Annotated in this window: 22 protein-coding genes and 1 pseudogene; 14 read left to right on the plus strand and 9 right to left on the minus strand. The window is 55.9% G+C overall.

Annotated features, from left to right (window positions below; all coding sequences use genetic code 11):
* The first annotated feature begins 18 nt into the window (after positions 1-18).
* The 7 genes from ACM561_RS05245 to ACM561_RS05275 all read left to right on the plus strand — a co-directional run bounded on the left by ACM561_RS05245 (position 19) and on the right by ACM561_RS05275 (position 6,546).
* Positions 19-1,374, plus strand: a complete 1,356-nt coding sequence (locus tag ACM561_RS05245; protein ID WP_425905026.1) for a transposase — start codon at positions 19-21, stop codon at positions 1,372-1,374.
* A 199-nt stretch (positions 1,375-1,573) separates the two neighbouring features.
* Positions 1,574-2,749: a hypothetical protein gene (locus ACM561_RS05250; protein ID WP_425908580.1), complete on the plus strand. Its 1,176-nt coding sequence runs from the start codon at positions 1,574-1,576 to the stop codon at positions 2,747-2,749.
* A 349-nt stretch (positions 2,750-3,098) separates the two neighbouring features.
* Positions 3,099-3,638 (plus strand): hypothetical protein, encoded by a 540-nt coding sequence (locus ACM561_RS05255; protein WP_425908581.1) that lies wholly within the window; start codon positions 3,099-3,101, stop codon positions 3,636-3,638.
* 4 nt (positions 3,639-3,642) lie between these two features.
* Positions 3,643-3,888 carry a cytochrome c peroxidase gene (locus ACM561_RS05260; RefSeq protein ID WP_425908583.1) on the plus strand — a complete coding sequence of 82 codons (246 nt, stop codon included), beginning with the start codon at positions 3,643-3,645 and terminating at the stop codon, positions 3,886-3,888.
* Positions 3,842-4,030 carry a hypothetical protein gene (locus ACM561_RS05265; RefSeq protein ID WP_425909882.1) on the plus strand — a complete coding sequence of 63 codons (189 nt, stop codon included), beginning with the start codon at positions 3,842-3,844 and terminating at the stop codon, positions 4,028-4,030. Before ACM561_RS05260 ends, ACM561_RS05265 begins: the two co-directional genes overlap by 47 nt.
* A 132-nt stretch (positions 4,031-4,162) precedes the next feature.
* Positions 4,163-4,600 carry a hypothetical protein gene (locus tag ACM561_RS05270; protein ID WP_425908584.1) on the plus strand — a complete coding sequence of 146 codons (438 nt, stop codon included), beginning with the start codon at positions 4,163-4,165 and terminating at the stop codon, positions 4,598-4,600.
* A gap of 434 nt (positions 4,601-5,034) precedes the next feature.
* Positions 5,035-6,546 (plus strand): protein adenylyltransferase SelO, encoded by a 1,512-nt coding sequence (locus ACM561_RS05275; protein ID WP_425908586.1) that lies wholly within the window; start codon positions 5,035-5,037, stop codon positions 6,544-6,546.
* A 39-nt stretch (positions 6,547-6,585) separates the two neighbouring features.
* Here ACM561_RS05275 and ACM561_RS05280 read toward each other — a convergent pair whose 3' ends face one another.
* Positions 6,586-6,909 (minus strand): hypothetical protein, encoded by a 324-nt coding sequence (locus ACM561_RS05280; protein ID WP_425909883.1) that lies wholly within the window; start codon positions 6,907-6,909, stop codon positions 6,586-6,588.
* Between ACM561_RS05280 and treY the strand changes: the two genes are divergently transcribed.
* The 6 genes and pseudogenes from treY (at position 6,832) to ACM561_RS05310 (ending at position 15,379) form a co-directional block, all read left to right on the plus strand.
* Positions 6,832-9,567, plus strand: coding sequence for a malto-oligosyltrehalose synthase (gene treY / locus ACM561_RS05285; RefSeq protein WP_425909645.1), 2,736 nt, complete (start codon positions 6,832-6,834; stop codon positions 9,565-9,567). The genes ACM561_RS05280 and treY overlap by 78 nt on opposite strands.
* Before the next feature lie 326 nt (positions 9,568-9,893).
* Entirely contained in the window at positions 9,894-11,441 is a 1,548-nt protein-coding gene (locus ACM561_RS05290) for a sensor histidine kinase (protein ID WP_425908588.1), read from the plus strand.
* Between the two features lie 352 nt (positions 11,442-11,793).
* Positions 11,794-12,015, plus strand: a complete 222-nt coding sequence (locus tag ACM561_RS05295; RefSeq protein WP_425908590.1) for a hypothetical protein — start codon at positions 11,794-11,796, stop codon at positions 12,013-12,015.
* Between the two features lie 670 nt (positions 12,016-12,685).
* Positions 12,686-13,525, plus strand: coding sequence for a class II glutamine amidotransferase (locus tag ACM561_RS05300; RefSeq protein WP_425908591.1), 840 nt, complete (start codon positions 12,686-12,688; stop codon positions 13,523-13,525).
* Positions 13,526-13,734: 209 nt separating this feature from the next.
* Positions 13,735-14,157, plus strand: a pseudogene (locus tag ACM561_RS05305) (asparagine synthase-related protein); the annotation flags it as partial.
* Positions 14,147-15,379, plus strand: a complete 1,233-nt coding sequence (locus ACM561_RS05310; protein ID WP_425908593.1) for a carboxylate-amine ligase — start codon at positions 14,147-14,149, stop codon at positions 15,377-15,379. The pseudogene ACM561_RS05305 and the gene ACM561_RS05310, both read left to right, overlap by 11 nt.
* A 152-nt stretch (positions 15,380-15,531) precedes the next feature.
* Here ACM561_RS05310 and ACM561_RS05315 read toward each other — a convergent pair whose 3' ends face one another.
* From ACM561_RS05315 to pabB, 8 genes are all read right to left on the minus strand, one after another.
* Complete coding sequence (locus tag ACM561_RS05315) at positions 15,532-16,383, minus strand: hypothetical protein (protein WP_425908595.1); 852 nt, start codon at positions 16,381-16,383, stop codon at positions 15,532-15,534.
* Positions 16,384-16,440: 57 nt separating this feature from the next.
* On the minus strand, positions 16,441-17,307 hold the full coding sequence (locus tag ACM561_RS05320; RefSeq protein WP_425908597.1) for a hypothetical protein: 867 nt from the start codon (positions 17,305-17,307) through the stop codon (positions 16,441-16,443).
* Positions 17,308-17,517: 210 nt separating this feature from the next.
* On the minus strand, positions 17,518-17,979 hold the full coding sequence (locus ACM561_RS05325; protein WP_425908599.1) for an adenylyltransferase/cytidyltransferase family protein: 462 nt from the start codon (positions 17,977-17,979) through the stop codon (positions 17,518-17,520).
* A complete protein-coding gene (locus ACM561_RS05330; RefSeq protein WP_425908600.1) occupies positions 17,976-19,073 on the minus strand; it encodes a LicD family protein in 1,098 nt (365 codons plus the stop codon). The genes ACM561_RS05325 and ACM561_RS05330 overlap by 4 nt, the downstream gene beginning before the upstream one ends.
* Positions 19,074-19,224: 151 nt before the next feature.
* Positions 19,225-20,538 carry a glycosyltransferase gene (locus tag ACM561_RS05335; protein ID WP_425908601.1) on the minus strand — a complete coding sequence of 438 codons (1,314 nt, stop codon included), beginning with the start codon at positions 20,536-20,538 and terminating at the stop codon, positions 19,225-19,227.
* Positions 20,535-22,076, minus strand: coding sequence for a glycosyltransferase family 2 protein (locus ACM561_RS05340; RefSeq protein WP_425908602.1), 1,542 nt, complete (start codon positions 22,074-22,076; stop codon positions 20,535-20,537). Before ACM561_RS05340 ends, ACM561_RS05335 begins: the two co-directional genes overlap by 4 nt.
* 17 nt (positions 22,077-22,093) lie before the next feature.
* Positions 22,094-22,618, minus strand: a complete 525-nt coding sequence (locus tag ACM561_RS05345; RefSeq protein ID WP_425908603.1) for a hypothetical protein — start codon at positions 22,616-22,618, stop codon at positions 22,094-22,096.
* Positions 22,619-23,097: 479 nt separating this feature from the next.
* A complete protein-coding gene (gene pabB, locus ACM561_RS05350; RefSeq protein WP_425908604.1) occupies positions 23,098-25,215 on the minus strand; it encodes an aminodeoxychorismate synthase component I in 2,118 nt (705 codons plus the stop codon).
* A gap of 325 nt (positions 25,216-25,540) precedes the next feature.
* Here pabB and ACM561_RS05355 point away from each other — a divergent pair, with 325 nt between their 5' ends.
* A complete protein-coding gene (locus tag ACM561_RS05355) occupies positions 25,541-26,338 on the plus strand; it encodes a universal stress protein (protein WP_425908605.1) in 798 nt (265 codons plus the stop codon).
* Positions 26,339-26,758: the final 420 nt, after the last annotated feature.

A 26,758-nucleotide genomic window follows, 5' to 3' on the forward strand; every position in this document is an offset into this window, starting at 1 on the left:
CAAGCCTGGGGCGAAGCCATGATGGGTGAACGGCGAATCGATCAAGCGGCGCTTTTCTATCTATTCTCGCTGGAGCGGCACGTGCCGGCGGACCACATGCTGCGGGCGATCGACCGGTTCGTCGATCTGCAGGGTGTGCGGGCGCACTTGGCAGCGTTCTACAGTTCGACGGGTCGCCCCTCGATTGATCCGGAGCTGCTAATCCGGATGCTGATTGTCGGCTACTGCTTCGGCATCAGATCGGAGCGGCGTTTGTGCGAGGAAGTCCACCTGAACCTCGCCTATCGTTGGTTCTGCCGATTAGGCCTCGATGGCGACGTGCCAGACCACTCAACCTTCTCCAAGAACAGGCACGGCCGCTTCCGTGACAGCGATGTGCTGCGACATGTGTTCGAGACCGTGGTGCGTCGCTGCATGACCGAGGGGTTGGTTGGCGGTGAGAGCTTCGCTGTCGATGCCAGTCTGATCAAGGCCGACGCCAACCGCCAAAGCGGGGTGCAGGGCGCCGAGGAGCTAGATCCAGTTCGATCTCGTCGCGCAGTTCGTGAGTATCTGGCGGTGCTAGATGACGCAGCCTTCGGTGCGGCGACGTCCGTCGCGCCGAAATATCTCGCGCCCGTCGATCCGGCCGCGCGGTGGACCGCGGCAAACGGCGGCCTCGCGTTCTTCGCCTACGCGACGAACTACCTGATCGACCTTGATCATGCCGTCATCGTTGAGGTGGAGGCATCCAGCGCCGTACGCCAGGCCGAGGTTACAGCCGCCAAGACCATGATCACGCGAGCCCACGATCGCTTCGATCTTCAGCCGGCGCGTCTCGCCGCCGATACGGGTTATGGCTCAGCCGAGATGCTCGATTGGCTGGTCAACGAAGAAGGTATCGAGCCGCACGTGCCGGTGTTCGACAAATCCCAACGCACCGACGGGACCTTCTCACGAGACGAATTTATTTACGACCATGAGCGCGACATCTATGTCTGTCCCGGCGGCAAGAACCTAACGACGAAGGGAACGCTGGTGAACGACGGCGCCACCTTGTTCTACCGCGCCAGCAAGGCTGACTGCTCCGCCTGTACTCTTAAATCTCGTTGCAGCCCTAACACCCCGATGCGGCGAGTGCCTCGCAGTATCCATGAGGGCGCAAGAGACTTCGCCCGCCACATCGCCAAGACCGCCGCTTATCTAACCTCGCGGCGACAGCGCAAGAAGGTTGAGATGTGCTTCGCCCACCTCAAACGCATCCTCAAGCTCGACCGACTGCGACTGCGCGGCCCATGTGGCGCACATGACGAGTTCCTGCTCGCCGCCACCGCTCAGAACTTGAGAAAACTGGCCAAGCTGATCCCCGCCACCGCACCGATCTTGGCCGCTTGATCGGTTACGACCGCCTTCAAACGCCACGGCTTGCCTCGACGTAAGATCACTCCAGACCGAAAGGCGACTTCTTCAACACAATCGGCCATAAGCTGCTATTGAAGATGAAGGCACGATGATTTTACTCGATCCTGACCGGCTTTCTTCCCGTTGTCGCGGGCTCTGCCTTCACACCTGGGTCGTTGCGGCTTTCGCAATCATGATGGCCGCCGCTCCGCTACAGGCTTCAGCAGCACCAAAGGCGTCAGCGTGCGGATACCTCGCTGGTCTGATTGATAAGGCACCGCCGTCGGGGCCGTTGTTCCTGCCCAGCTATCCGACCGTCGAATCGGGGCCTCTGCATGGCGCTGCCTACCTCTATGATAATGCGGTAGCCGCCATCGCATTGGTCGGTTGCGGTGAGCAGGACAAAGCGTATCGGATTGGCTCGGCGGTTCTTTGGGCCATCGATAACGACCGCACCTGGCATGATGGACGGCTCAGGAACGCTTACGCCGCGGGTGTGGTGGCGAATGGTCCTGTCAAACTTCCAGGGTGGTGGGACGATACTCAAAACAAATGGTTAGAGGATCGATATCAGGTGGGCAGCGATGTTGGTAACATCGCATGGGCCATGTTGGCGTTGCTGTCGATTGATGATGCGAACACCGGCTCTCGGTTCCGCGATGGTACAGCACGGCTTGGCGCCTGGGTCACGCAATGGGCCGATGCGCGCGGTACTGGCGGTTTCACGGGCGGTACGTTTGGGCACGAACCGACGCCGGAAGTGCGGACGTGGAAATCGACCGAGCATAATACTGACCTCGCCGCTGCGTTTAACCTTCTTGCGATCCGTACAGGCGATTTACGCTGGCGCGATAAGGCAACGGTTGCTGAGTACTTCGTAAATACGATGTGGAATCCGGCATGCGCCTGTTTCGCCGCAGGGACAGCTGAAGACGGCGTCACGCACAATCCGATTTTGGCTCTGGATGCTCAGATCTGGCCTTTAACAGCGCTTCACGGAGCGGCCGGGAAATTTGCATCGGCAATGACGACCGCCGAACAGCGAATGAGTGTCGGCGGAGGCTTTTCTTACGGTGAAGATCGGGACGGTGTGTGGACCGAAGGGACGGGCCAAGTGGCTCTCTTGATGAAATTGCTCGGCAAGACTGAGAGGGCAGAGTCGTTGATCGCTGTCATCGAATCACAGAGGTCGCCTGATGGTGGGTTCTATGCCTCGACTGTCCGCGAGTTACCAACCGGGTTCGTGTTGGACACCGACCCGACCAAGCCGCGACTCTATTTCCGATTGTCACATCTTGGCGCAGCTTCGTGGGCTGCCCTCGCGGAACGTGGGTTCAATCCCTTTACGATGACAAAAGGACTTCCGTAGTCGAGCCGCGGCGCTTCTCGTCTGGGCCTTTTCGTCTTTTTTTGATTTCGATATGTCCACCGATATGAAATCGAGACAATGCTCGAGTCTAAGCGAACAGTGAGAACGTCGTGCTATCCGCTATCCAAAAGATGTGTGCGGTAATACCCGTGCCACTATAGTGAGGCGGCCGCTGCGCGTCGGATTGAAACATCCGGCGCAGGATTCGCTCGGCTCAGTCGTTATATATTTGTTAATATGTCGCTGAGATTTTTACCTCCATCCTCGGTATCGATATTTTTTACGAGCTTGGCTGGAAGGGTCAGATTTCATGAAAATATAGATCAGGTAGTGGTGACGAGAGGCAAACATGCGCAGAAAGATTTCATGGGGGCTGGCGCTAAGCGCGCTTGGCCTCGCCGCCGTTGCAGCCGGGCCGATCGAGGCACAGGAAGCTGCTACGCCGCCGGCTTGTGCTGCTCCGGTTGCGCCAACAGGTGAACTGGAGCCTTGGACTACGCCGTTCCAACTGAAAGCGGCGGATACCGAGACGACGACGTCACAATCGCGTCTGCCAGTCGGCCAGGCCGCGAGTCTTACTTTGCTGCGGACGCCAGATGTGCGTTACCCGCGGCGTCCAGAGAAGCCGGGTGGCTCGGTCAGCTATGGTGGTCTTGTGCTGATTTATGTGCATGAGGCCGGCACCTACCGGGTGGCGCTCGATTCGGTCGCCTGGATCGATCTCGTGCGGGACGAGCAGGCGGTGAAATCGACCGCGCATGGGCATGGGCCAAACTGCACCGGCATCCGCAAGATGGTGGATTATCCTCTCACCCCCGGCCCTTACGTCTTGCAAATATCGGCCAATGGCCGGCCTCAGATGACAATGCTGCTCGCGCGCTTGCCCTGATCCCGTGCAGACGCGGCGCTTCTTGTTCCTGTTGCTGTCAGCAGGATTTTTACCGCGAGAGACTTCAACATGGCGCTGGACGCTGCCTGCCGGCGTTTCGGCACCGCCGCTTCCAGCCGACAATCCCCTCACCACTGCCAAGGTTGAGCTTGGGCGGCGTCTATTCTACGATGCCGATCTCTCGGCTAACGGCACGATGTCCTGTGCCACTTGCCACGAGCAGAAGCACGCTTTCGCGGACGCTCGATGAGGCTGTCGCCAAGCACGGCCTGACGCACGACACGGCCGAGGTGAAGCAGTTGATCGCCTTCCTCACGGCTCTGTCCGACACCGAATTCACCCAGCGCCAGTCGCTTGCCATGCCAGAAGAGGCTTGCGGCAAGCGCCTCTAACGCACAGACCGTGCGAAACGCTCTTTGCCTCCACCGAGCAAGCAGTACAGTTAGCCGGTTCCTTACTGGACATAGTTATGAGCGAGCATTAGGCTTTGCGGCGAGGGGCGATCAGAGAACGAGACGAGTAGCATGGCTCCTCAGTTGCAGTATCAGGTCAGATTCGACGTAAACGATTCGGTCGTCGCGGAATCGATACGAAGAAACGTACAAGAACCGGCGCTAACGCGCCTCTTGGATATTCTCGCCAGACATCGCGCGGTGGCAAAATCCCAGTTCGATGCATTTTCCGAGTATGTCGCCGCAGCAGAAGAGCGCGGCATCGAAGGCTATCCGCTTTATGAATGGACCAAGGCAACGATTCAGAACCCGACAAAGAAGGAAAAATATCTGAAATCCTTCACGCTCTATGTGGAGGATCAAGAGGTTTATGCGAAGGAGATCGCTGATAGCTTGGAGTCAGATCTGCAACCGCTCGCTACGAGTGGGCTCATTACGCGAATATCCAAGTACGATACGAACCCCGAAAACAATCCTCAGCCACCGCAGCGTGGCACCGACCAAGGCTAACAAGGCTAATACGTCGGTGCGGATCACTGCCGGCGGCTAAAGCTTGGCGCGGCGCCCGGATCGTCCCAAAAGCTTTGCGGGACGACTGGCGAGCAGTTCGGCTAGCCGTTGATCATTGCCGTAGTCGAGTGGCCATTCCTGAACGCCGCCGAACTCATAAGCCACTGAGTCTGGCGCTGAGCTGATGTTCGTTAAGCGTTTTTGAGCCAGTCAATCATCGTCACTTGGCGCCTCCAAGATCGCGCTCTTCCAACTTTGCGGAGGAGAACATGCGTAGGCTTGAGTTTGTTCCCAAATTTTCGTTGCGAGAATAGGTTTGCAAGAGAAGGACTTTTAAGCCGATTCTTGTTTGGCGCCAATGCGCTGGGTTTGAGACGTCGGGGCCGGAACGGGTGAACCTTGCTTTTTTGGGACAGAGGAACGACTTTAGAATCATGAGATCGCTTGCAGAAAGTTCTACGTCCGCGGACGCGGCAGGGCCCATTCCGTTCGACAACAGCTATGCGCGGTTGCCGGAGGAGTTTTATCAACGCGTGAAACCGTTAGCGGTAGCAGCGCCGAGGCTCTTGCGCGTGAATGACGCGCTGGCTTGCCAACTGCGCATTGATCCAAAGTTTCTTGAGAGCCCGGAAGGTGTCGCTGTCCTCTCTGGCAATGAGATCGCGTCTGGATCCGAACCCATCGCGCAAGCCTACGCAGGGCACCAGTTCGGAGACTTCGTGCCTCAGCTCGGCGACGGGCGGGCCGTTCTGCTTGGCGAAGTCGTGGACGTCGCGGGCAAGCGATTCGACCTTCAGCTGAAGGGCTCTGGCCGAACCCGCTTCTCCCGGGGCGGTGATGGTCGCGCCGCGCTTGGTCCCGTCATCCGCGAATATATCGTCAGCGAGGCCATGGCCGCGCTTGGCATTCCTACAACACGCTCGCTCGCCGCGGTGTTGACAGGCGAAAACGTCATGCGCGAGCGAGCGCTGCCGGGCGGAATCCTGACCCGCGTTGCGTCGAGCCACCTGCGCGTCGGCACGTTTCAGTATTTTGCCGCGCGGGGGGACATCGAAAATCTTCGCGCTCTGGCCGACTATGCGATCGCCCGGCACTACCCGGAAGCGCGCTTGGCTGAGGACCCCTATCGGGCTTTCTACGACGCGGTCGTCGCAGCGTTGGCCCGGTTGTCGGCAAGATGGATGCTTGTTGGATTCATCCACGGTGTTCTGAACACTGACAACACCGCGATTGGAGGCGAGACCATTGACTACGGGCCGTGCGCTTTCATCGACGCCTACCGGCCTGACAAGGTTTTCAGTTACATCGACCAGTTCGGACGCTATGCGTTTGCAAATCAGCCCGCCGCCGTGGGATGGAATTTGGCCCGGTTTGGCGAGACATTGCTACCGCTCATAGCGGATGGCGGTGACAAGGCGATTGAAGCTGCAAATGCCTCGATCGCTGGCTTCGATGATCACTTCAATGCCGCGTACCTTGCAGGCATGCGTCAAAAGCTCGGCCTCGCGCGCGCGGTGGAAGGCGATCTCGAACTCGCGTCTGACCTCTTGGACCGGATGGCGGAGAATAATGCGGATTTCACGTTGACTTTCCGCGCCCTTTGCGAGGCAGCCGCTCATGCCAAAGGCGATGTGGACGTACGGGGGCTATTCACAGACCCATCCGCTTTCGACGAATGGGCTGGACGATGGCGGGAACGCCTGTCGCTTGAAGAACGGTCGGCCGAAGCGAGGCGCACCGAGATGCTTTCCGTCAATCCGATGTTCATCCCGCGCAATCACCGCATCGAAGCGGTCATTCGGGACGCTGAAGCGGGACGCTTCGAGAAGTTTCACGAACTCGTCGAGGTGCTGGCGCATCCCTTCGACGACCAGCCGAAGTTTGCTGACTATGCGAAGCCGCCCCAACCGGAGGAAGAAGTCCGGCAGACTTTCTGCGGGACATAACCGGTAGGATGTGCGCAGGGACTGCGCCTCCCGTTTCTTTCAGATGTGGGTAACCCTTGCCGGCGCAATTCGCCCAAGCACGATAGACGACTCGGGCTTTGCGTAGGGAACTCTTGCAACATCCAAAAGTTGAAAGAGGCTATCACCGACCGCATGGCAACCTTCGTCGATCAGGTCAACGTACCGGCCCTCTTTTGAGACCCCAATTGGCGGCGGATATACCGGATGACTCTTGATCGACAGGGCCAGCCTGACCGCAAGCCGATCCCACGCGCCACCTACCGGCTGCAGCTCAACAAGGATTTCGGCTTCGATCAGGCGGCGGCGCTCGCGCCTTATCTCGCCAGGTTGGGAATAAGCCATGTCTACTGCTCACCCTATCTGCGGGCTCGCCCCGGCAGCACGCATGGCTACGACATCGTCAGCCACACCGAACTGAACCCTGAGCTCGGCAGTACCGCAGCCTTTGATCGGATGGTTGCCGCGTTCCGGGAGAACGGTCTCGGCCAGATTCTTGATTTCGTCCCGAACCATATGGGGGTGGGCGGTGCGGACAATCCCTGGTGGCTGGACGTGCTTGAATGGGGTCCGGATTCGCAATTCGCAGGCTGGTTCGACATCGATTGGGAATCGGATCGCCGCTACCTGCAAGGCAAACTTCTGGTCCCATTCCTGGGCGAGCAGTACGGTGCTGAACTCCAGTCGGGTGCGCTCCGACTCAGGTTCGATGCGGAAGCCGGCTCGCTGGCCGTGTGGGCATACGACAACCACAAGCTTCCGATCAGCCCGCTTCACTACGAGCGCGTCCTCGGCGATAACCATCCGGACCTGGAGCGCTTCGGCGACGCGTTTGCGCACCTCTCGACATGGCGGCCGCATATCGTCCGCCGGGCTTCGGATCTCAAATTGGAGCTGGCCGAGTCAGTCAGAGAAAACCCCGATCTGGCGGTCGCGATCCAGGCCGCAGTGGACCGTTTCAACGGCGAGATTGGCGAACTGCAAAGCTGGTCGAAACTTGACGCGTTGATCCGCGACCAGCACTGGCGCGCAGCCCATTTCCGTGTCGCGGCCGACGACATCAACTACCGCCGCTTCTTCAACATTAATGACCTGGCTGGGATCCGGATGGAGCTCCCTCAGCTTTTCGACCATGCGCACTCGCTGGTGTTCCGCTTGCTCGAACAAGGCGTGCTCGACGGAATCCGGCTGGATCACGTCGATGGTCTTCTCGATCCGAAAGGGTATTGTTTACGCCTGCGGGAAAAGGCGCCATGTCCGTTCTATCTCGTTGTCGAGAAGATCCTCGCGCCGCATGAAAACCTGCGTGATGACTGGGATGTCGAAGGGACGACGGGCTACGAGTTCGCTAATCTCGTCACCGGTCTGCTGAATGATCCTGCGGGTCAGGAGGACCTCACGCGTTTTTATGCCGACTTCACCGGTGAACGGGCGTCGTTCAGCGCCATCGTCCGCGATTCGAAGATGCGGATCATGGAGAACGAGATGGCGAGCGAACTGAACGTGCTGGCCAGGGAGGCCGCGCGGGTGGCGCGCTCGAATCCGCGGACCGCCGACTTTACCAACAACGTCCTGCAACGGGCGTTAAGAGAAATTATTGCCGTCTTTCCCGTCTACCGCACATATGTTGACGGACGGAGCGTGCCCACCCAAGCAGACCGCCGCGATATCGATTGGGCCATGGCTCAGGCCCGCCGCAATGGTGCTGCCTTGGACCCCAGCGTTTTCGATTTCCTCCACCAACTCCTGACCTGCGACCTCGTTGCCGAGCCACGTAGCGGATTCAGCCGCGTGGAGGTCGTTCGCGTCGCAATGCGCGCACAGCAATATAGCGGCCCCGTGATGGCCAAGGGCCTCGAGGATACCGCCTTCTACCGCTACAACCGGATGCTGGCGCTGAATGAGGTCGGCGGCCATCCCGACCAGTTCAGCGTAAGCGTATCCGCCTTCCATTACGCTAATGTCCAGCGGGCGAAACGAACGCCGCATGCCATGCTGAGTACCGCCACGCACGACACCAAACGCGGCGAGGATACGCGGGCGCGGCTGGCGGTGCTATCGGAGATGCCGGACGAATGGGCCCAACACGTTGCACTTTGGAGCCGGATGCTCCGGGCCCGCAACGCAGGAAATCCGGACGTGGCGCCGCCAGATCGCAATGACGAGTATGCGTTCTATCAACTCTTGCTCGGGGCATGGCCGGCCCAGCTTTCAGCGGGCCAGCTCGATCCAGTGGAAGTGGATGCCTTTCGCCAGCGGATTGAAGGCGCCATAACGAAAGCCATGCGTGAAGCCAAGGTCCATACGACCTGGGCTGCGCCGAACGTCGCATACGAAGACGCCGTATTAGAGTTCATTCGCTACGCGCTGGACACGTCGCGAACCAATCCCTTTCTGGAATCTTTTTCCGCGTTTCAGCAGCGCGTGGCTACCTTTGGCGCTCTCAACAGCCTTATTCAGGTCGTGCTGAAATTCACGGCGCCCGGCGTGCCCGATCTCTATCAGGGCGCGGAACTCTGGGACTTCAGTATGGTCGATCCAGATAATCGTCGTCCCGTTGATTACGACATCCGGAAAGCATCACTGGCATCGGGCAGGGGTGATCTTCCAGAGCTTCTGGAAAACTGGCGTGACGGCCGTTTAAAGCTCCGCCTCATTGCCGAGACGTTGGCGTTGCGCCGTCGCGAACCGGAACTCTTCATGCACGGTTCGTACGAAGCGCTCCACGGCACAGGTCCGCAGGCAGATCGGCTCTGTGCCTTCATGCGCACCAGCGAAGATAGCGCGCTGGTGACCGCGGTGGCTTTGTACCCGTCCCGTGGGCATGGGGCAGATACATGGGGCGACTGCACACTGACTCTATCGTCTGAGGTCGTTCCGCAGCGATGGTCAGAGCTGTTCAGCGGACGTGAGTTCATACTGTCGCAAGGGTCGTTTCTAGCACGCGAGCTGTTCGCCAGCTTGCCGGTCGCGCTGCTCACGCCTTCTCAGCCGCCCGCCTGAGCCTGTGGGCGTTCGAATTTCGTGTACAGATTGACATGACCCATCGCCGCAAGCTGCCGCGTCGAGGAACTTTTTAATTGCACGCCATTGCATCAGCTGCCCGCCTGTTCCTATTTCCCGCAGGAACGGCCAATTCTGACCGACTCCCTTGAGAAGTTCCCATCAGGGTGCGTGGAGAGGGCGAAGACTCGGGGCAGTATCGCTGCCGCGGTTCGGGAGAGTACAAAAGTACTCGGCACAACGCGCAATTGATAAATCCCAATTGACACACTGTGCAATGTTAAGCTTGAGACTGGCGCAGGAAGCTGAGATACAAAGCCGTAACGATGATAAGCTGGTTCAAGACTGCGACCAATCCGCGCTGGGAATGGCTTTATTTTCTGATTTTTGCCGCAGCGTACTCCGTACTCTGCATTTTCGGCTTTCGCACAGCAAACGACAATGTCTTGTCGCTGATCTGGCCTGCCAACGCATTCATGCTTGGCATGCTCGTGCGTTTTCCTTTATTGGCGCATCCCCTGGGATGGGTCGCCTGTCTTGTCGGATTTGTTATTGCGGTTCCAGTTGTCGATTACGGCCCTATAACGAGTGCGGGGCTGGCTGCATACAATTTCGGTATCGTGGCGGTCGGCCATGTCGTGCTCTCCAGGGTTGATCCGGCTGACCAGCGTTTGAAGCGTCGGACCTCGGTTTTTTACCTTCTTTTTGCGGTGGGCGCCGCATCCATATTCGCTGGAATTGCTGGGTCGATCCTGGTCGGTCCTTTATTCTACGATCCGGCAGCAGTCAGTTCTTTTCGATATTGGTTTTCAGTTGAGCTTATAAACCAGCTCGCTTTTTTGCCGATGATCCTGTCCTACCCGGAAGGCCGCAAATGGGCGCGCCTTCAACTGCCGCATTCGACCTTTCACGATCAAGCGCCGATTATCGTGTTAGTCCTCTCGGCCGTTACGGGACTCTTTTTCGGAGGAATGGGGGCTCTCGCATTCCCTGTACCGGCCCTTCTCTGGTGCGCAATTTCCTATCGCGTGTTCCTGACGGCCTTGCTGACCTTTGTCTTTTGCATATGGGTGATCATAGCGACAACTCTGGGCTATATTGACGTTTCACATGTCGATCAATCGCTCGTGTTGTCGATCAGCATGGGGGCTGCACTTATTTCCCTGGCCCCTCTCGTCATCTCCACGACGACTGCGACACGAAATGAAATGCTGAACCAGCTTAGACACCTCGCGGCTGAACGTGAGATCGTGGCCAATGAGCTCGATCACCGGATCAAAAATCTGTTCACGCTGGTCAACGGGCTAATCAGCTTATCAGTTCGTGACAAACCCGAGATGAAACCGCTGGCAGACATACTAAGAAGCCGGCTCACGGCATTGCATCATGCGCATGGTCTCGTCCGCACCGCGCGCACAACGTCGGTTGCACGGGGAGGATCGGTTTCATTAAAGGAACTTATCGGCGCTCTGCTTCGGCCTTATGAGAGTGCGGGAGACAAACACTTCACGGTCGATGGTGATGATGCCCTCGTCAATGGTGGAACCGTTACACCGCTGGCTCTCGTTTTCCACGAACTGGCGACTAACTCCACCAAATATGGCGCGTTGAAGCATGCCGACGGCATTTTGGGAGTCCATGTCAGTCGCGATATCGACGGCCTGCGTATCAAGTGGACGGAAAAGGTTCCGGTGCAGACCGGCCATTCTGATGCGGCCGAAAGCGGCTTCGGATCGAAGCTTCTGGATCTAGCGATCAACCAACAATTGCATGGAAACTACGTCCGCGCTCGTACAGAAGGCGGTATGGATATCGAGATCATTCTGCCGAGCAAACTTTTCAGCGACGTTCCATCCAATCTCCCGGCCTTGTAGATCAATCTGAGTTTCCTTGCCTGCCTTTGCGCGAACGTGCTCTCGCCAGAACCGTTCCGCACAAAGCGGGGGCGTTTTCGTTTGTTCTCGCTCTTTGGCCTTGACTGATGTCAAAGGTCGAAGCTTATAAAATATGTCCATCCGCAGTGAGGAGGCCGATGCAATCCGGCTGGCGGTGGAGCCCGTGATGGTCTAAGAAACGATCAATAGCAAAAGCAACAGCCTGTCCCCACGAATGGACATCAACTCATCGGCCTTTAAGAAATCAAACGCCTCTAGCGGGCCTCCTTGCTTGTCCTTGTGAACTCATCGCTCCTTTAACAACAACGAACCTAGGCGGTATTCGCTCATCATGCCGATTTTCAGTTACATCATCACAGACCTAGCCGAGCGCAAATCGAAACCCATCAAGGTTCCCTTGCAGACCCATGAGGAGGCCGTTATGTACGGAACACTCTTGGCTCGAGAGATGCTGGGTGATACGCTCGACCTGACCGATAACGGGATGTGCATTACCATTCTGGACGATGTCGGTAAAACCGTCTCCATCCTGCCTTTTGGTTCTGTAAACTGACCAGAAAAGTGCTGAGATTGGTTTGACAAGTCGGGAGATTCTTTGTGTCGCTACAGGAATCTTTTTCTTGAGTTCCGATAAAGGAACCACCACGACATAGGCGGGGATCTGTCCCTCCTGATGTTCAGCATTCTTGCCACCAGCGTGGGGGGCGTGGGTGCTTTACGGCATTCTCAAGCACGACGTCGTTATCGTCATCGCGAACGCCGTGAGTTTCTGCTGCCTGTCCGGCATATTGTGGTTCAAGCTCAGAGAGAAGTTGGCTTCCGCTTGAACAGCGAGGTGCGGAAGGCTTCCCTTCTGGTTGCGGACAAAAACTGCCCGGCGTGTCGAAACTGCTGACGGTGGGGTGAAGCTCTCTTCGGCTGCATCCGTCATGTGCCTGGCCTTCGGTGATTGTAAGGACGGCGATCGGCAGCCCGCAGGCGTTCCACCATTGCATGGATTTGGTCGTCAGCCGCCGCGCGACCTACCAGTCCGAACAAATGCCGCAATCTCGTTTGGAGATGGCCGTAAGCCAAGTAGGCTCGCCAGCCCCACCATGTCTATGAGGCAAAAGGGCATTCCGGATTTCGTGCTGTTCCAACAGAGGGAACTTGAAGCCCCCCGTACTGTTCCTTAAGCAACGTTTGTGACTTTGTTCCTGACATGTGGAAGAAAAGGCTCATCAATGTGCAGGTGGATCGCTTATCGAGGAGAGACTCGGGCATTCGAACAATACGTCACAGAGCCCGTTCATTCTCTCATCGCTCAAAGTCTGCGCTCGCTTGAGGCCACCGCTCGAACGAACGGAGATGGATTCGGTCTCGGCTGGTACGGTATTCATCCGGAACCCGGTCTCTATCGGGAGACGCGGCCGGCGTGGTCGGACGAAAATCTGCGCTACCTCTGTCGCCATCTTCAGTCTCACATGTTCTTCGCTCATGTCAGGGCGGCGACCTGTACGGCGGTGACGCGGCAGAACTGCCACCCGTTCGTGTGTGGCCAATGGATGTTCATGCACAATGGCTTCATCGGTAGCTGGAACCGGCTCCGGCGGAGGGTAGAAAGTATGATTTCGGACGAGTTCTATCCTTCGCGGCTCGGTACGACCGACTCCGAGGCAGTATTCCTTGCCATGATGGGCGCGGGGCTTGTCGAAGATCCCGTGGGTGCAACGCGCCGGGTGATGTCCGAACTATGCAAGTTGGTGAACGAAGAGGATTACCGCGAGCCTGTGCGTTTTACATCGGCACTGACCAATGGCCATGACCTGTTCGCATTCAGGTTTGCAGAGAACGATAGTGCCAACTCGTTGTATTACCGGACCGCCGGCGATGGACTTGTTGTCGCTTCCGAGCCGCTCGATAGGGAATTCGGATGGGAGGAGGTTCCCACCAATCATGTGTTGATCGGAGCCGCGTCAGGCTCAATCGATATCGTTCCATTTCTCCCATCTGAACTAAGGCAGCTCGGGAAGGAACGCTGGTCGGCTCAAACAGTTGTCGCAGGCGCCGGTAAAGGTAAATAGGGCGCGAGGAGTTCCGACGACAACAAATGTGCGGCATCTGTGGTGAGGTAAGGAGTCAAGGCTTCGTTCCGGTCTCCGGCCTCTCGAGTATGAACGACTCGATGCGAGCAAGGGGTTCCGACGCCGAAGGGATCTTTGCGCAAGGCCGGATTGGGCTCGGTCATCGGCGGCTTAGCATTCTCGATCTCGCGCCAGCCTCTCAGCAGCCGCTCGCCGACGATCCCGTTAAGCGCGTCGATAACATGACCATGGCTTTTGGCCTCGAAGCGCGGGTTCCTTACCTCGACCATGAAGTGGTGGAGCTTGCGTCGCGCCTCCCTGCGGCACTGAAAGTCAGCGGTGGCGGCAAGCACATCCTCAAAAAGATGGCTCGGCGCTATGTGCCGAGCGAGGTCATCGACCGATCGAAGGGGTACTTTCCACTGCCTTCCCTGCGTTACCTGAACGGTCCGTTCCTCGACTTCGTCCGCGATACGGTGACATCCGCCAAAGCGAGGGAAAGAGGTTTGTATCGGTACGGCTTTATCGATCACATGTTGCAACACCCCGAATCTGAAATGAGCCCAAAGGGCCACTCGCGCTTATGGCAGGCCGCTGTTCTAGAAGCGTGGTTGCAGGCACATGCAGCTTGATCCGAAAATACTCAAAACGCTGCGTCTCAACCTCAGTCGCGACGGCGGCCACCTCATCATCCGATCGGCCGCTGGGCGTGAGGAAGTCAGCGAGTATTCGTTCGGTATCGAGGAGGAATACTTCCTGGCGGACAGAGAAACCTTCGAAGTCGCAATGCAGACGCCTAATGAGCTGTTCGTGGCTGCAAATTGGTCCACAGGCGGCCTAGCCACGCGGGAGATGTTGCAGGCTCAGCTCGAAGTCGCCACGAACATCCATGGTGATATCAATGACGCCCGCGAGGAATTGAAGTTTTTGCGTCGCGAGGTTGCGGCCGTTGCATCTCAATATGGGTTCGTCATCATGGCCTCGGCCACGCACCCGACAGCTTCCTGGCGGCTTTCGCAGCCCAGCCCGAAGGTGCGTTACGAAGAGATGATCGAAGATTTCAAAGCGGTTGGACATCGGAATATGCTATGCGGGATGCACGTCCACGTGCAATTGCCAGACGCGGACCGGCGGTTCGCGGTGATGCGCGCGATGATTCCCTACCTCCCGCTTTTCATTGCGCTCTCGACCTCTTCTCCCTTCTGGAACTCGAACGACACCGGCTTGAAAGGCTATCGTCTCGCAGCTTACGACGAGTTGCCGCGCAGCGGTCTTCCCGAACTGTTCGAGAATAAGCAGGGATTTGACGAATACGTTGCTGCTCTCGTCAAGTCGGGCGTTATGCCTGATGAAAGCCACGTTTGGTGGGCGCTGCGTCCATCTTCACGGCATCCGACGCTTGAACTGCGTGCTCCGGACGTATGTACTTACGTCGATGATGCCATGGCGATCGCGGCGCTATACCGTTCCCTTGTGCGCCACATATATGAGAGGCCGGAGCTGTCAAAGCGGGTGATAACTGTTGATCGTGCAATCGCGGTCGAAAACAAGTGGCGAGCCCAACGTTATGGAACAGGCTGCATATTCGCGAGTAGAGACGGTCCGGTGGAAATTCAGGACGTGCTATCGACGCTGATTGAGCAGATTTCTGAAGATGCGGCGAAGCTTAGGTGTCAACGGGAATTGGAGGATTGTAAGAGGATACTTGAGCGGGGCAGTTCCGCCGATGCCCAGCTACGGATATATCGAGACAGCCCACCCAATTTGACTGAGGTCAATCGCTGGATCGCTGAAACGACGACGGCCCTCCAGATGGGAGCGGCGTCCTCGGCGACCGAGAAAGCGGTTATTTAGGGCGCTCGGTATCAAGATGAGCAAACCGGCGATCAGCGAGCTATTCGACGAATCGTGGACGATAGCGCGTCAAGCGTCGAGAAAAAGCGTGCGGTGCGGATCACCTGCCATCTCTCCTCGTCAAAACGAGGGCTTTAAAATATTTAAGTGATTTAGATTGCTCTGCCTTCCCGAACGCCAAATTCCAGGTAGTGGCAACCCGCACCTATGTCACTCAAATGCGCCAGATCAGCATACTTCTTCTTGTAAGATTTTGCATCGAACCTGTCCGGTAACCCGCCAAGCGAATATGAACTGAAAAAATTGACTCCTGCATCCAGAAGTTCTTTCTCACGACACAGAGAGATGTCCTGGCCGTGGAAGTATACGTCGGCCAAATCTGCTAGGCGCGTCATTCCCTCACGGTGAAGATTTTCGACTTGCTTGCCAGGAATTTTCCACCTGACACTTACTCCGAGCGCATCCAACTCTGATGCGGCATAGCGAGCGAAGTCATAGGCCTCGTCTGAGTAGGGATCCGAGTCGTAGTGTTTCCACAAAGCGATCACGACCTTTCGGATTCCGAACGGGCGACAAAAATCAACCCATTCACGTCGATAGACCTGATAGTATAGCCGGTCTAGAAGAGATCCGTGGCGGCGTGTCAAAAATTGCAAAAAATCGGGAAACTGAAAATCCGGAAACTTCGCGTCGATGATTATCTTTGTGTCTGGTAGAATCTCCAACAATCGTTCGACCATATCGAACGTAACAGGGTTGAATCTTTCGAACACTCGCAGGCGCTGAAATTCATCCTGAGTTATTGACGCGAACTTCTTTTCAACCCCGTAGAATCTTCTTTCAGCTTCGTCGTGAGCCAATGCGAAGCCGTCAGCCAGCTTGACGCAATCGAGCTCGATCTGTCTCTCACCAGATGCGAGCGAAGCAAGGACTGCTTCGATCGAATTGGTTTGTATATATCCGTCTATCTGGCCTCCGCCGTGGATGATCGTCTTTCCTGCCATCGCCGACCGCCTTTGATTACGCCAACGTTTGATTGAGAATGCGCGCGCGAGAAGCCTTCATTTAGGGCCACGAAGCTGGCTGGCATAGTATAGAGCCAGACTCGTGAGGCTATCCGGATCCGTCTCCGGCAAAGCATGTGTTGGACGCGGGGCCCACGATTGAATGATCGCCTGTTGGGGACGAAGCTTATGGTCGTTCTCGAAAAACTTGATATGGCTCTTCGCGTTGTCGATCCACTCTCTGTTGGTACGGTCAGTCGGTAGTCCGTTATAAATTATGCCGACGGCTCCTACCAAGTTCTCTGCACGCAAGGCCTCGAGCTGATCATAAAAACGTAGCGCAGCGGCGACCTGTTGTGAGCCGGCGGAAAACGGTACGTCCAATTGCATGAACGAGATGCGTGATCCCAGACGTTCGCGAAGCCCGCGAAACCATCGTCGCGTATCACTTTCCCATTCCGGCTGATATGCGACGCCGCTCGGTTCGATGTCTCCGATCGTCACCGTCGGGAATTCGTTGCGATAGACTCGAAGCACGGGCATCACAAGATCGATGACCCCCTCTACCGAGAGCCGGCATCCGGGTTTCTTACCGGGAAGCCCTTTGTAATAGCGCCCGAACCAGAGTGGTTCGTCCATTGCGACATACGCGATCGAGCCTCCTGCCTTCTTGATTTTTTCCGAAATCAACTTCGCACGCGAGATCGTCGAGTAACCTTCTACCCCAGGTCCCCCACATGGCGGCTTCGCCACCGGGGTGTCCATCACTCCCGCTTCAACCGCGATCGAAATATGGCGACTATTGAGATTCTCCACGATCAGGTTGACTTGATCCTGAGGGGCATGTTCGAGATACGAGCCGTAGAGCTTGAAAACGCTTATGACCTGAGACGCCTTCCGCCAAGGCGCGTCAGATTTGAACATATCCAGAAAATCGACTGCGCGATTGAGGGGAGAGGGAGGGACGGAAGCTTGGGGTGCGATCCAGATCTCGGTTGCTGATAGGGTGCCAAAGGCTCCTGAGAACAGCAGTAAGAGAATTGAAACTGTTGAGCGAACGAAAAGTCGCTGCTTTCTCATTTCCGCATCCGACGATCGGGACGGTTTCAAGCACTCGGCCCTGGGTTTGAACGCTTAATACTTCTCCAGTTGCGCACGCAGATGATCGATCTTGTTCTTCATCGACGCGATCGTATCGCTATCAATCTTTCGCAGATAGCCTTTAATATCGGTCGTAGAAATATTCGATGTTCGACTCACATAGGTCACGATGCAGCCGGTTTCCGCAGACAGATGATCGAATTTTCCAACCCAATCGTCGCCCATAGCGAATATTCTGACGTCGTGCTTTTGGATATCGCTGCATTTTTGCTCCCATGTCGTTTCGGGTATCACCAGATCGACATACTTGCAGCTTGAAAGGATCTCGGCGCGTTCGTTGTAGCGGATTACAGATTTCTTCCCTTTGATATCGTTGAATTCGTCGGTGGAACATCCAACGATCAAGCGGTCTCCAAGGCTTCGTAGGCGCTGCAGCAGGCGAACGTGGCCCACGTGAAACAAATCAAAGGTTCCGTAGGTGATTACGTTGGTCATGTCGAATCACCCCTCTTGGAGTTGAAAGTGGCATCGGTGGCGAGCAGACAATCCTCGTAGATCTTACGAACTGCCGGATCGGACCATTTTACACTATCGATGAATCGCCGCAGGTGAACCGCCCGTTTCGCTTCCTTCTCAGTACTGATCAAAACATCCAATTTTACGCTTGGGAATAAACGTTTCAAATCCAAGACCCAGAAGCTTTGTTCAGCCCCGGTCAGGGTGACTTCGCTAAACCCACCTTCGCAGATCATCTTCGCAATGGTGTCAAAGTTTGCTTCAGCTGATGCTTCAATCCGCTGGCCCGCACCCGGTACAAATTCAGCAAGTCGCGTTCGGCTCAAACTCGGTGGTAGGCCTCTTACATTCGTGGACAGTAAAGCATCATAGTCAAATTCGAACTTTTCCCAGTCGGACCCCATCAACTTGAGCGCGACTTTATCGTGGGAGTGAACAACGATATTTTTGGCCACGTTCCCGTACTCGTGCCAAATGTCATCCTCGTAGTTGCTGAAGACGCGAGCGCGAAAGGAATCCAAGTGGACAAAGGTACCCGGCCTCACCCAAGCTTCGGGAACTTCCTTTGTATGGTACATGCCCCAGTTCGACAGGTTTCTTATAAAGCCCGCTTCATCAACGCTTGTGTAGAATACGTCTATCTGCGCCCATGGCACTACGACCTGTATACCGTCTGCGAGTTCGATGGAGGCATGACGGGAGTTTGCGTCCTGCTGTAATGCCAGGATGTGGTACCCTCCGCCGGCATAGGGCGCTGCCACTGGCCAGCAAGCGTAGCCGCATTCTCGCAGTAGCGGCAGGATCCTGTCTTCGAAAATCTTAATCTGATCTTCGAAAATGATAACATCCAGATCATCATTCCACGGGGGCATACGACCATTTCGGACGTATCCGACGATTGCGCCAGCGAACAAGAAGTATTCGAGCTTATGGCGTTCGAAGATGCGCAGGACCTGTTTGTAGATCTCCTTGGAACCGTCGGTCAGCTGTTCGTATTTCGCATTGGATATCCCAGCGATCGAAGTTCGGATTGCCGGAAGCGAACTATTGAATAGAGGTGCGGCTAGATTCACGTGTGAACTCGCTTACTCATACTCGCCAGGACGATCTTATACTTTAGGTGTTGCTGAGAGTCGCAAAGGCCGATGGCTGCGGACATAAACCGGATGCCTCGCTTTCGGTTTGAAACTTGCTCATGGAAAGAGATGATCCGTCCCTCCGTGCTTAGACCGCCACCGCCTGAGAGTGCCGGCGATCGTAAACAGTAGGTGAGAATTCCTTCCAAAGGCTCAGGTGAGCGTCCAGCATTTCGTCTTCGGTCCAGGGTTGTTCAATGGATCGGTTTGTTGCGATCCATTGCTGCTCGTTTCCGACCAGATTCGACATGAGACCCGCCAGCGACCGGCCGTCTCGTGGCAAGAAAGTAAACCCGTTCTTTTGTGGGATCACTCGTTCCTTCAGACCCGCGATTGCGGAAGCGATGACCGGCCGGCCGAACATCCACGCTTCAGAGACAACAAGACCAAAAATCTCCCACCACGTCGACGGAACGATCACCCAGTCAACCGATGCCATCCGTTCGGCCAACTGATCACGACCGTAGGCTCCATTTTCACGCACGGTGATCCTGCCGAATTGGGACTTGCGGAGTTCTTCGACCTGTTGATTGATCCGCTCCAGATAGGCACCGGATGCGTAGTGCTTGTTGCCACCATTTATTTCGACAACGATACCTTGTGCCGGAAGCCGCTGCTCTCTACCAAGCAACAGAAGGGCATCAAATATGACGTCTACGCCTTTGTTGTCGATGAATTGCCCGAAAAAGCCAAAGCGGTTGACCTGTCGCGAATGCTGACTGCGGTCGAATGTCGAGCCAAGGTTTGTCTGGCCATTCGGTATAACGACGCACTTCTCCTGAGGTAGCCCCCACTCAACGTATCGTTCGGCGATGAACTCGGATGGAAAAACAAAAACGTCACATTCCCCAAGAGCAGCCTTCAGACGAGCGGCTCGCAGCGTCACAAACTCGGGGCGGAGGTCCGGGAAACATTTGTTGCACGAAACAGGAGAGGCTGATCGACAGAGATCGCGCGAGCCTCTCTTCACCATCTGGCCATCCGCTATGCAGATCGCCATCATCTCATGGAACGTAAAACAGATGACTGCGTCAGGCGCCGCAATCCTGGCCGCACGAATCGATTCCACGCCGACGCGGTGGTAGTGATGGAAGTGGATGACGTCTGGTTTGATCCGCTCAATCAATTCACGAAAGAACTGGATCGAGCGCCAATCTCCAACTGAAAGGTGGAGGAAATCGTAATACTGCGGGAAATAAAAGTACTGCCGTTCTTCGCCCTGGACAGGGACGATAGGTGCGCCGGGTTTGCCGTAGATCTGATCGTGATTGGCTTCGAGCGCTGCGATAAAATAGGCATCGTGTCCTCGCTTCAGGCTAGCCTGAAACATTTCGTATGCCACCTGTTGAGCGCCACCCGGCGCTATTGAAGGATGAAGATAGCTAACGTAGACAATTTTCATGGCGTCCGCCTGCTTGTCTTGGCGAGGTGCTTGTCGAAGTAAGCGCCATGTTCGGCTGTGAAGAAGTAGCGGTTCGCCATGGAGGCGCCTCGATACTCTTCACCGCGAGCGCGCGAACCCTGTCCCTCCAGATGCACAAGGCGAATTTGCGGGTGTACGCAAACAGGCCCGTTCGATGCGTTCCAACGCAGTGAAAGGTCGGCGTCTTCGTAGTGGCCATAGATGTAGCGCGTAGAAAATCCTCCAAGCTTTTCAAACATTGGCTTTTCAAAGGCCATTACGGCGCCCGTTATCGCAGGCACAGCCCTGGGCTTCTGCCATTCTGGTTCAGAAAATGGCACGCCCTTATCAAAATGTTCGACTCGTAACAGGCGTCCGTATGGTGCCAGCACCGAGTCATCGGTGCGGTTCAGAGAATTGCGTCGGACGAACTCATCTTTATCGATGAACATGCCTGAATGCATGAGATTGTGATCATCATAGAACAACAATCCGCCCCAGAGCGTCTTTCCCAGCTTGGTGTCGGCCAGAACTTGCTTCATCTGTCGTGCATAAGCGGGGATTGCATATACATCGGGATTGATAATGAAGATGCGGCTGCTTGCGGCGTGATCGATGGCTGCATTGTTTGCAGCGCCAAAGCCTGCGTTATCTCCCAAAGCAATGACAGTGATCATCACGTCATAAAGGTCCGACATGAGGCGCGCGTACCGCAACACCTCGTCCGCGTCCTCGGGCGAGTTGCAGACGTAGATCCATTCGCCGAAATCGATCCCCGCTTCCCGGAATAACATCGGCTGAAGCTTAATCGGCTCGGTCGAGCCAAATAGCACCGTCACAAATGAGCTTGATACCTTGCGCGGCCTGAATCGCTCAACGTAAGAGTTAGACACGGCGGATGCGACATGAGAGCGAAACAGCTGAATAAGAGCTGTTCCCGAAGCTCCGCATAGAAAGCTATTCAGAGACGCTTGTTTGCCAGAATGCGATTCACAGGTGGCGATAATCTGCAACAACGTATTTAGAAGACGCTTGTCTGATACAATCTCCGGAGTAATTTTTGTCTGGAACGTCCCAGTCAGGGAGGCCACCTGAAACAGAAGTGGCTGCTTCAAAAGAGACTTCGAAGGAGACTGACCGAACCCAACAAACCCATAGTCGTAGGCGCCCTCGCGGATGTGTTGCTCGACGTCTTTCCGGGCCTGCCTAAAACATGCGGTTCGCGGTAGCTCGACAGTGAAATCGCCCCCGATCAGCTTCATTCGCGGAGTTTCACAGCCTTCATCCGCGAGCCAGCCGATGATTAGGCAGAACCCTGACTCCGAGACCAAGTATCGTTCGACCGAGCATGCCACAGCGCCCGGCTCGCGGCGGATAGTAGAGTGCTTGTTCTCGTCGATGCCGAATCGCAGATAGTGATCGAGCGCGCTGGCGGCTTCACCCGAAGTTAACGCGTGGCGCGCGTGCGGATTGGATTCCAGATATCGAGATTCGTCAAAATTGCGAAGAGCTACAGGAAGCAGCGGCGCTTCTAACATGTTTATCCCTCAAAAGCTTAGCGGGGCGGAGCGGGTAGCGCCAACCCGCGGTAGCCACGCGTGACGAAGTCGTCGTGCGCGTGTTTTTCCTCTTCATTTAGCTTGCGAACGTGCATGTAGCGGCGGGCGTACCACCGTGCGTCTACGCCAGGGTTGGACGGCAGCCGGCCTTCTGCGTATCCGAAGTTTTCGAAGTGCTCCGCAGCGCTGGCTATCTTGCCTTCAAGCATTGCTTGAGCAACGTCGGGATAGGTCTCAAGATACCATTCGCTGTCTACAATCGTCGGAGAGCCGAGACGCCCCTCAAGGTATCCTACCGACCTGAAGTGTGCCCACCCCGATGCAAACCGGGTGCTGCTGACAGCGGCCGCGATGTCAGGGTAAGTTGTGAGATACCAATCTTCGTCGAAATCCCAAGAAGAAATGTATAAATCAAGAAGACCGGCCAGCGTCTTCCGAGGGAGCCTAACCTCGTCTGCGTCGGTATTGAACTGATCAGGCAAATCACCAAAGGCGACCCGGGGATGCGGGATATTCACCATTCGAACCCGTCCTCATTGCAATTTCTCAACATGTGCGCCGCGGTGCCCGCGCAGATCACGAAAGCAAATCTCAAGGCACGACTCCTGATGCGTGTTCTCAATATTGGTGAATGATGAAATTCGGTGTGTTGTTAAGTTGCTGTCATCGATAGTTCACACAAGCTGCGTTTCCGTTCACAAAATAGAAGTGCTTTGATTCACAAAATGGAAGTGCTTTGATTACAATCCGAATCTCAATGAACCTCTCACTGCTACTCTTGATGCCCCGCCATCAAAGGTCTCAGGCCATTAGCCGCAGCAAAGGGAATAAGTTGGAGTGCGTGGATATAAAGACGCCATCCCTGTCGAGCGGCGCGGTCCTCGTTCATGTCATGCCGACGGCGAACGATCGAGCCGGTAAATTTGAAGCGCGAAGGCAAGGCCAGCGGGTGCACACCAGCTTGGAAACTTTCCGTGGCATGTGCGATCGTCAGATGTACTCAGCCTTGCGCTGTGCTGTCGCTGGAATCCAGCAGACGAAATTGACCTTCGCTGAAGCTTCCAAATGTGGCGATGACGATTGATCTGATCGAAGCCTCGGCCTTCAAGAGCATTTCCTCAAATTCTCCCTCGGGGGTGGATTCCGCAACTACTCCGCCTCCCGCACCGATAGAGAACCGTCCATCGGTCAGCACGATGGATCGGATCACAATACTCAGATCAGCAGCGCCATCATCACCCAGCCAGCCGAGTGAGCCAGAATAGATACCTCGGGCGCGCTGCTCCAACTGATCGATAAGCTCAAGAGTGCGGGATTTGGGCGCTCCGGTCATCGATCCGCCCGGAAATGCGCCGCTGCGCAGCACGTCAATGAGCGTATGCTCCGGTTTCAGAACGCCGCGTATCGTACTGACCAGCTGGTGGACGGTCTGATATGTTTCGACGTCAAACAAGCTTGGCACCGATACGGTTCCGGTCTCACAACAGCGGGACAGATCGTGACGCAAGAGATCGACGATCATTCCGTTCTCTGCCCGGTTTTTCCGATCGGTCCGCAGCATTTCGACCAGCTTCTGGTCTTCAAGCGGATCGGCGGCGCGCCGGATCGTTCCTTTGATCGGCTTTGCTTCGATGTTGCCGTCTGCATCGACGGCAAGAAATCGCTCAGGCGAGGCACTGAGGATTGCTCCGCCGGGCCATTTGAGAAACGCAGCAAACGGCGCGGGATTGACGCTTCGCATTGCGCGATAAACGCGCAGTGGCTCAACAGTGGCGGTGCAGGAAAGCTCGCTGGTCAAACAGACCTGATAAGTCTCTCCTTGCGCGATCAAATCGAGACAGCGGGCGACCTTGGAGAGATAGCTCGCTCTTCCATCCTTCATGGCGAACGCGAGTGGACTCCGGTCGATCACGTCAGGGAAATTCAGGGGCGGGCGGTTCGCCGATTCGATCCGCTTAAGTGCGGAACGAATCCAATGCTGCGCGCGGTCGGCTTCCTCGGGGTTATCGATTGCACATATATAGGTTTTTTCGTCGAGATGATTTACGGCGATGAACCTGTCGGAACGGATCCACAAGGCGTCGGGTGTTGCAGCCCGCCGCGTGGTCGGCGAGCCGCAATCATGTCGTAGCTCGTAGCCAAACCACCCGACATGACCGCCGACGAAAGGACATGGTGGCGGCGATTGCGGCCGGCTCGGATGCTCCCTTTGAAGATACTCGAATATATCGACGTTCTCGGTCCGGCGCCCGCGAGCATCGTCGATAAGGATCGTTCGGTCGACGCTGTTGTACTGCACCGTTTCCGCACGTGGCCCCGATGCATCTCCCATATAAGACCATTGTGACAGCGGAGACCCCGCAAGATTGCTGTCGAGCCAAAAGGCGAAGGGCTGATCGCCAAAGAGCGAACAGAACACCGCTTCGGTGTCAATCGCGCGCGGGATTTCGAGCCAGAATGCTTTGCGAGACGTGGCAGTAGGCACCGTCGTGCGCCGCTTGTCCGGCCTTGCGGGCGGTGGCGTTGAGGTTCTTCCCATGAAACGAAAGGAAAGGTCGCGAAAATTTCGTAGCAAGACCCGGCCGTCTTCTGTGAGAAACGATTCCGGATGAAACTGCACGCCCCATTGCGGCCGCCCGCGACGAGCGATGCTCATGACGAGGTCATCTTCGGTCCAAGCAATTTCCTCAAGAGTGGAGGGGAGAGGACGCTGGACCACAAAAGAATGATAGCGGGCCGCATTGAACAATGGTGGCATGTTCGCGAAGAGGCCGGACCCCCGGTGCACGATTCTGGATGTGCGTCCGTGGACGAGAGATGGAGTCCGCGCCAACGATGCGCCTGACGCGACGGCAATGCCCTGATGTCCCAAACATACGCCAAGTAAGGGAACGGCGGCTGCTTCGATCGCAGCCTTGGATAAGCCGAAATCCGCTGCCCGGTCGGGTCGCCCCGGGCCTGGCGAGATAATGATATTATCGAATCGTCTTTGGGAGAGTTCGTGCCATGTCACCGCATTGTTGCGGACGACCAGGGGCTCTTCCTGGTTTATCTCTGCGATCAAGTGCACCAGGTTGTAGGTAAACGAATCGTAGTTGTCGATTATCAGCGTCCTCACCACATGACCTCGGCATGCACTGGTTCCCGCACGGAGGGCCGGCGAGGATTGATCGATCCAAAATGATCGCAGGAAGGTTAGAAACGATACATTTATTTTCCGCGAAGTCTCGCCGCTACTGGCGGTGTGCCATACGAACCTCTTATATGCTTATTTTGCTTCCGTCGGGACGATGAACCATATTTCGTCTCGGGAAGATCGATCATGCTTTCGATAGGGCGCCAGGCATCGCGCAAAAACCTTCGAAGGTTTGAAGCTTTGACCTTGCTTTGATGCTCGATATCATAATTCTGCGGGGGATGGTTCAGATTGGAGAGCGAATCGCATGCCTAAAGACATTATTCTTCATCTGGAGCGCGACCCCTCGCGGGATATCGCCCGTGATTTTTCTGCTTCGATTGCCGAACTTTTCTCCGCCCATTTGACGGCCGTTATATCTAATTTCGAAGCGAACATTCCCGCGGATGCTCTTGGCGATCTATTTGCCGAGAGTGAAGCAGAGGCGCACGGTGCAATAGAGCGTTTTGAACTGGCTATGAAACGCGGCGAACTCTCAGCTGAATCACGTCTCGTTTTAGGAACACCTCAGACGTTTTCAGAAGTGGCGCGGTGTTTTGATTTAAGTATCGTCATGCAATCCGATGATCACAAGGGCATCAATAACAGCATTCTAATTGAAACGACGCTCTTTGATTCCGGTCGGCCGCTTATTATCATTCCCAGCAACCAGCGGGAAGTTCTGAAGCTTGAGAAGGTCGTGTGCTGCTGGGATGGAAGTCGCACCGCGGCGCGGGCCATCAATGATGCGTTGCCGTTTCTGAAAAAAGCCAACGTTGTTGAGCTGCTCATTGTTGAAGATGAAAAGACCGCGAATGAGCAGGTACTTCGAGGAACTGAAATCGGCCAGCATCTCGCTCGACACGATATCAAGGTCAACGTGAAAACGATACCGGCTGCCGATAGGGACGTCGCGAATGCCATTTTGTCGTATGTTGCTGGCGGTTCGACGAGCTTGCTCGTGATGGGCGGCTATGGACACTCTCGCCTGCGTGAATTTGTGTTCGGTGGCGTGACGCGCGGAATGCTTTCGGCGATGACCGTTCCTGTTTTCATGTCGCACTAAAGTGGGATCGGATAACTTGAGACTTGCGGTTGGCCTTTAATCACCAGTCCGCTGAACTGGCGTTAATCCTGCGGCGCGAAGGCTTGCCTGTAGGAGGTGATTGAGGACCTTCCGTTAACAAGCTCATGCACAAGAAGGGGCACCCCGCGGGGTGCCCCTTCTATTTTAGATGGTCCATTTGCGAATCGTCATTCAATCCGCCGAATTCTCGCCCTGCGCTCGTACGCCGAAGTGACTTCTCGTCTGCAGTCGCAATCTAAACTGCGTCAGTTGTATCGAGCAGCAGCAAACTCCGAACCGTGAGTTTTCACGCGCACCCAAGTGGTAAGAGTGTAACTCCTCACAACTTTAGATAGTTTCTAGTTCTCGATCCTGTTGTCAGAATCGCTTCTTATGTTACGAGCCCTTGGGGTTGGATTT

The sequence above is a fragment of the Nitrobacter sp. TKz-YC02 genome (assembly GCF_049852135.1).
Classification (GTDB): Bacteria; Pseudomonadota; Alphaproteobacteria; order Rhizobiales; family Xanthobacteraceae; genus Nitrobacter; species Nitrobacter vulgaris.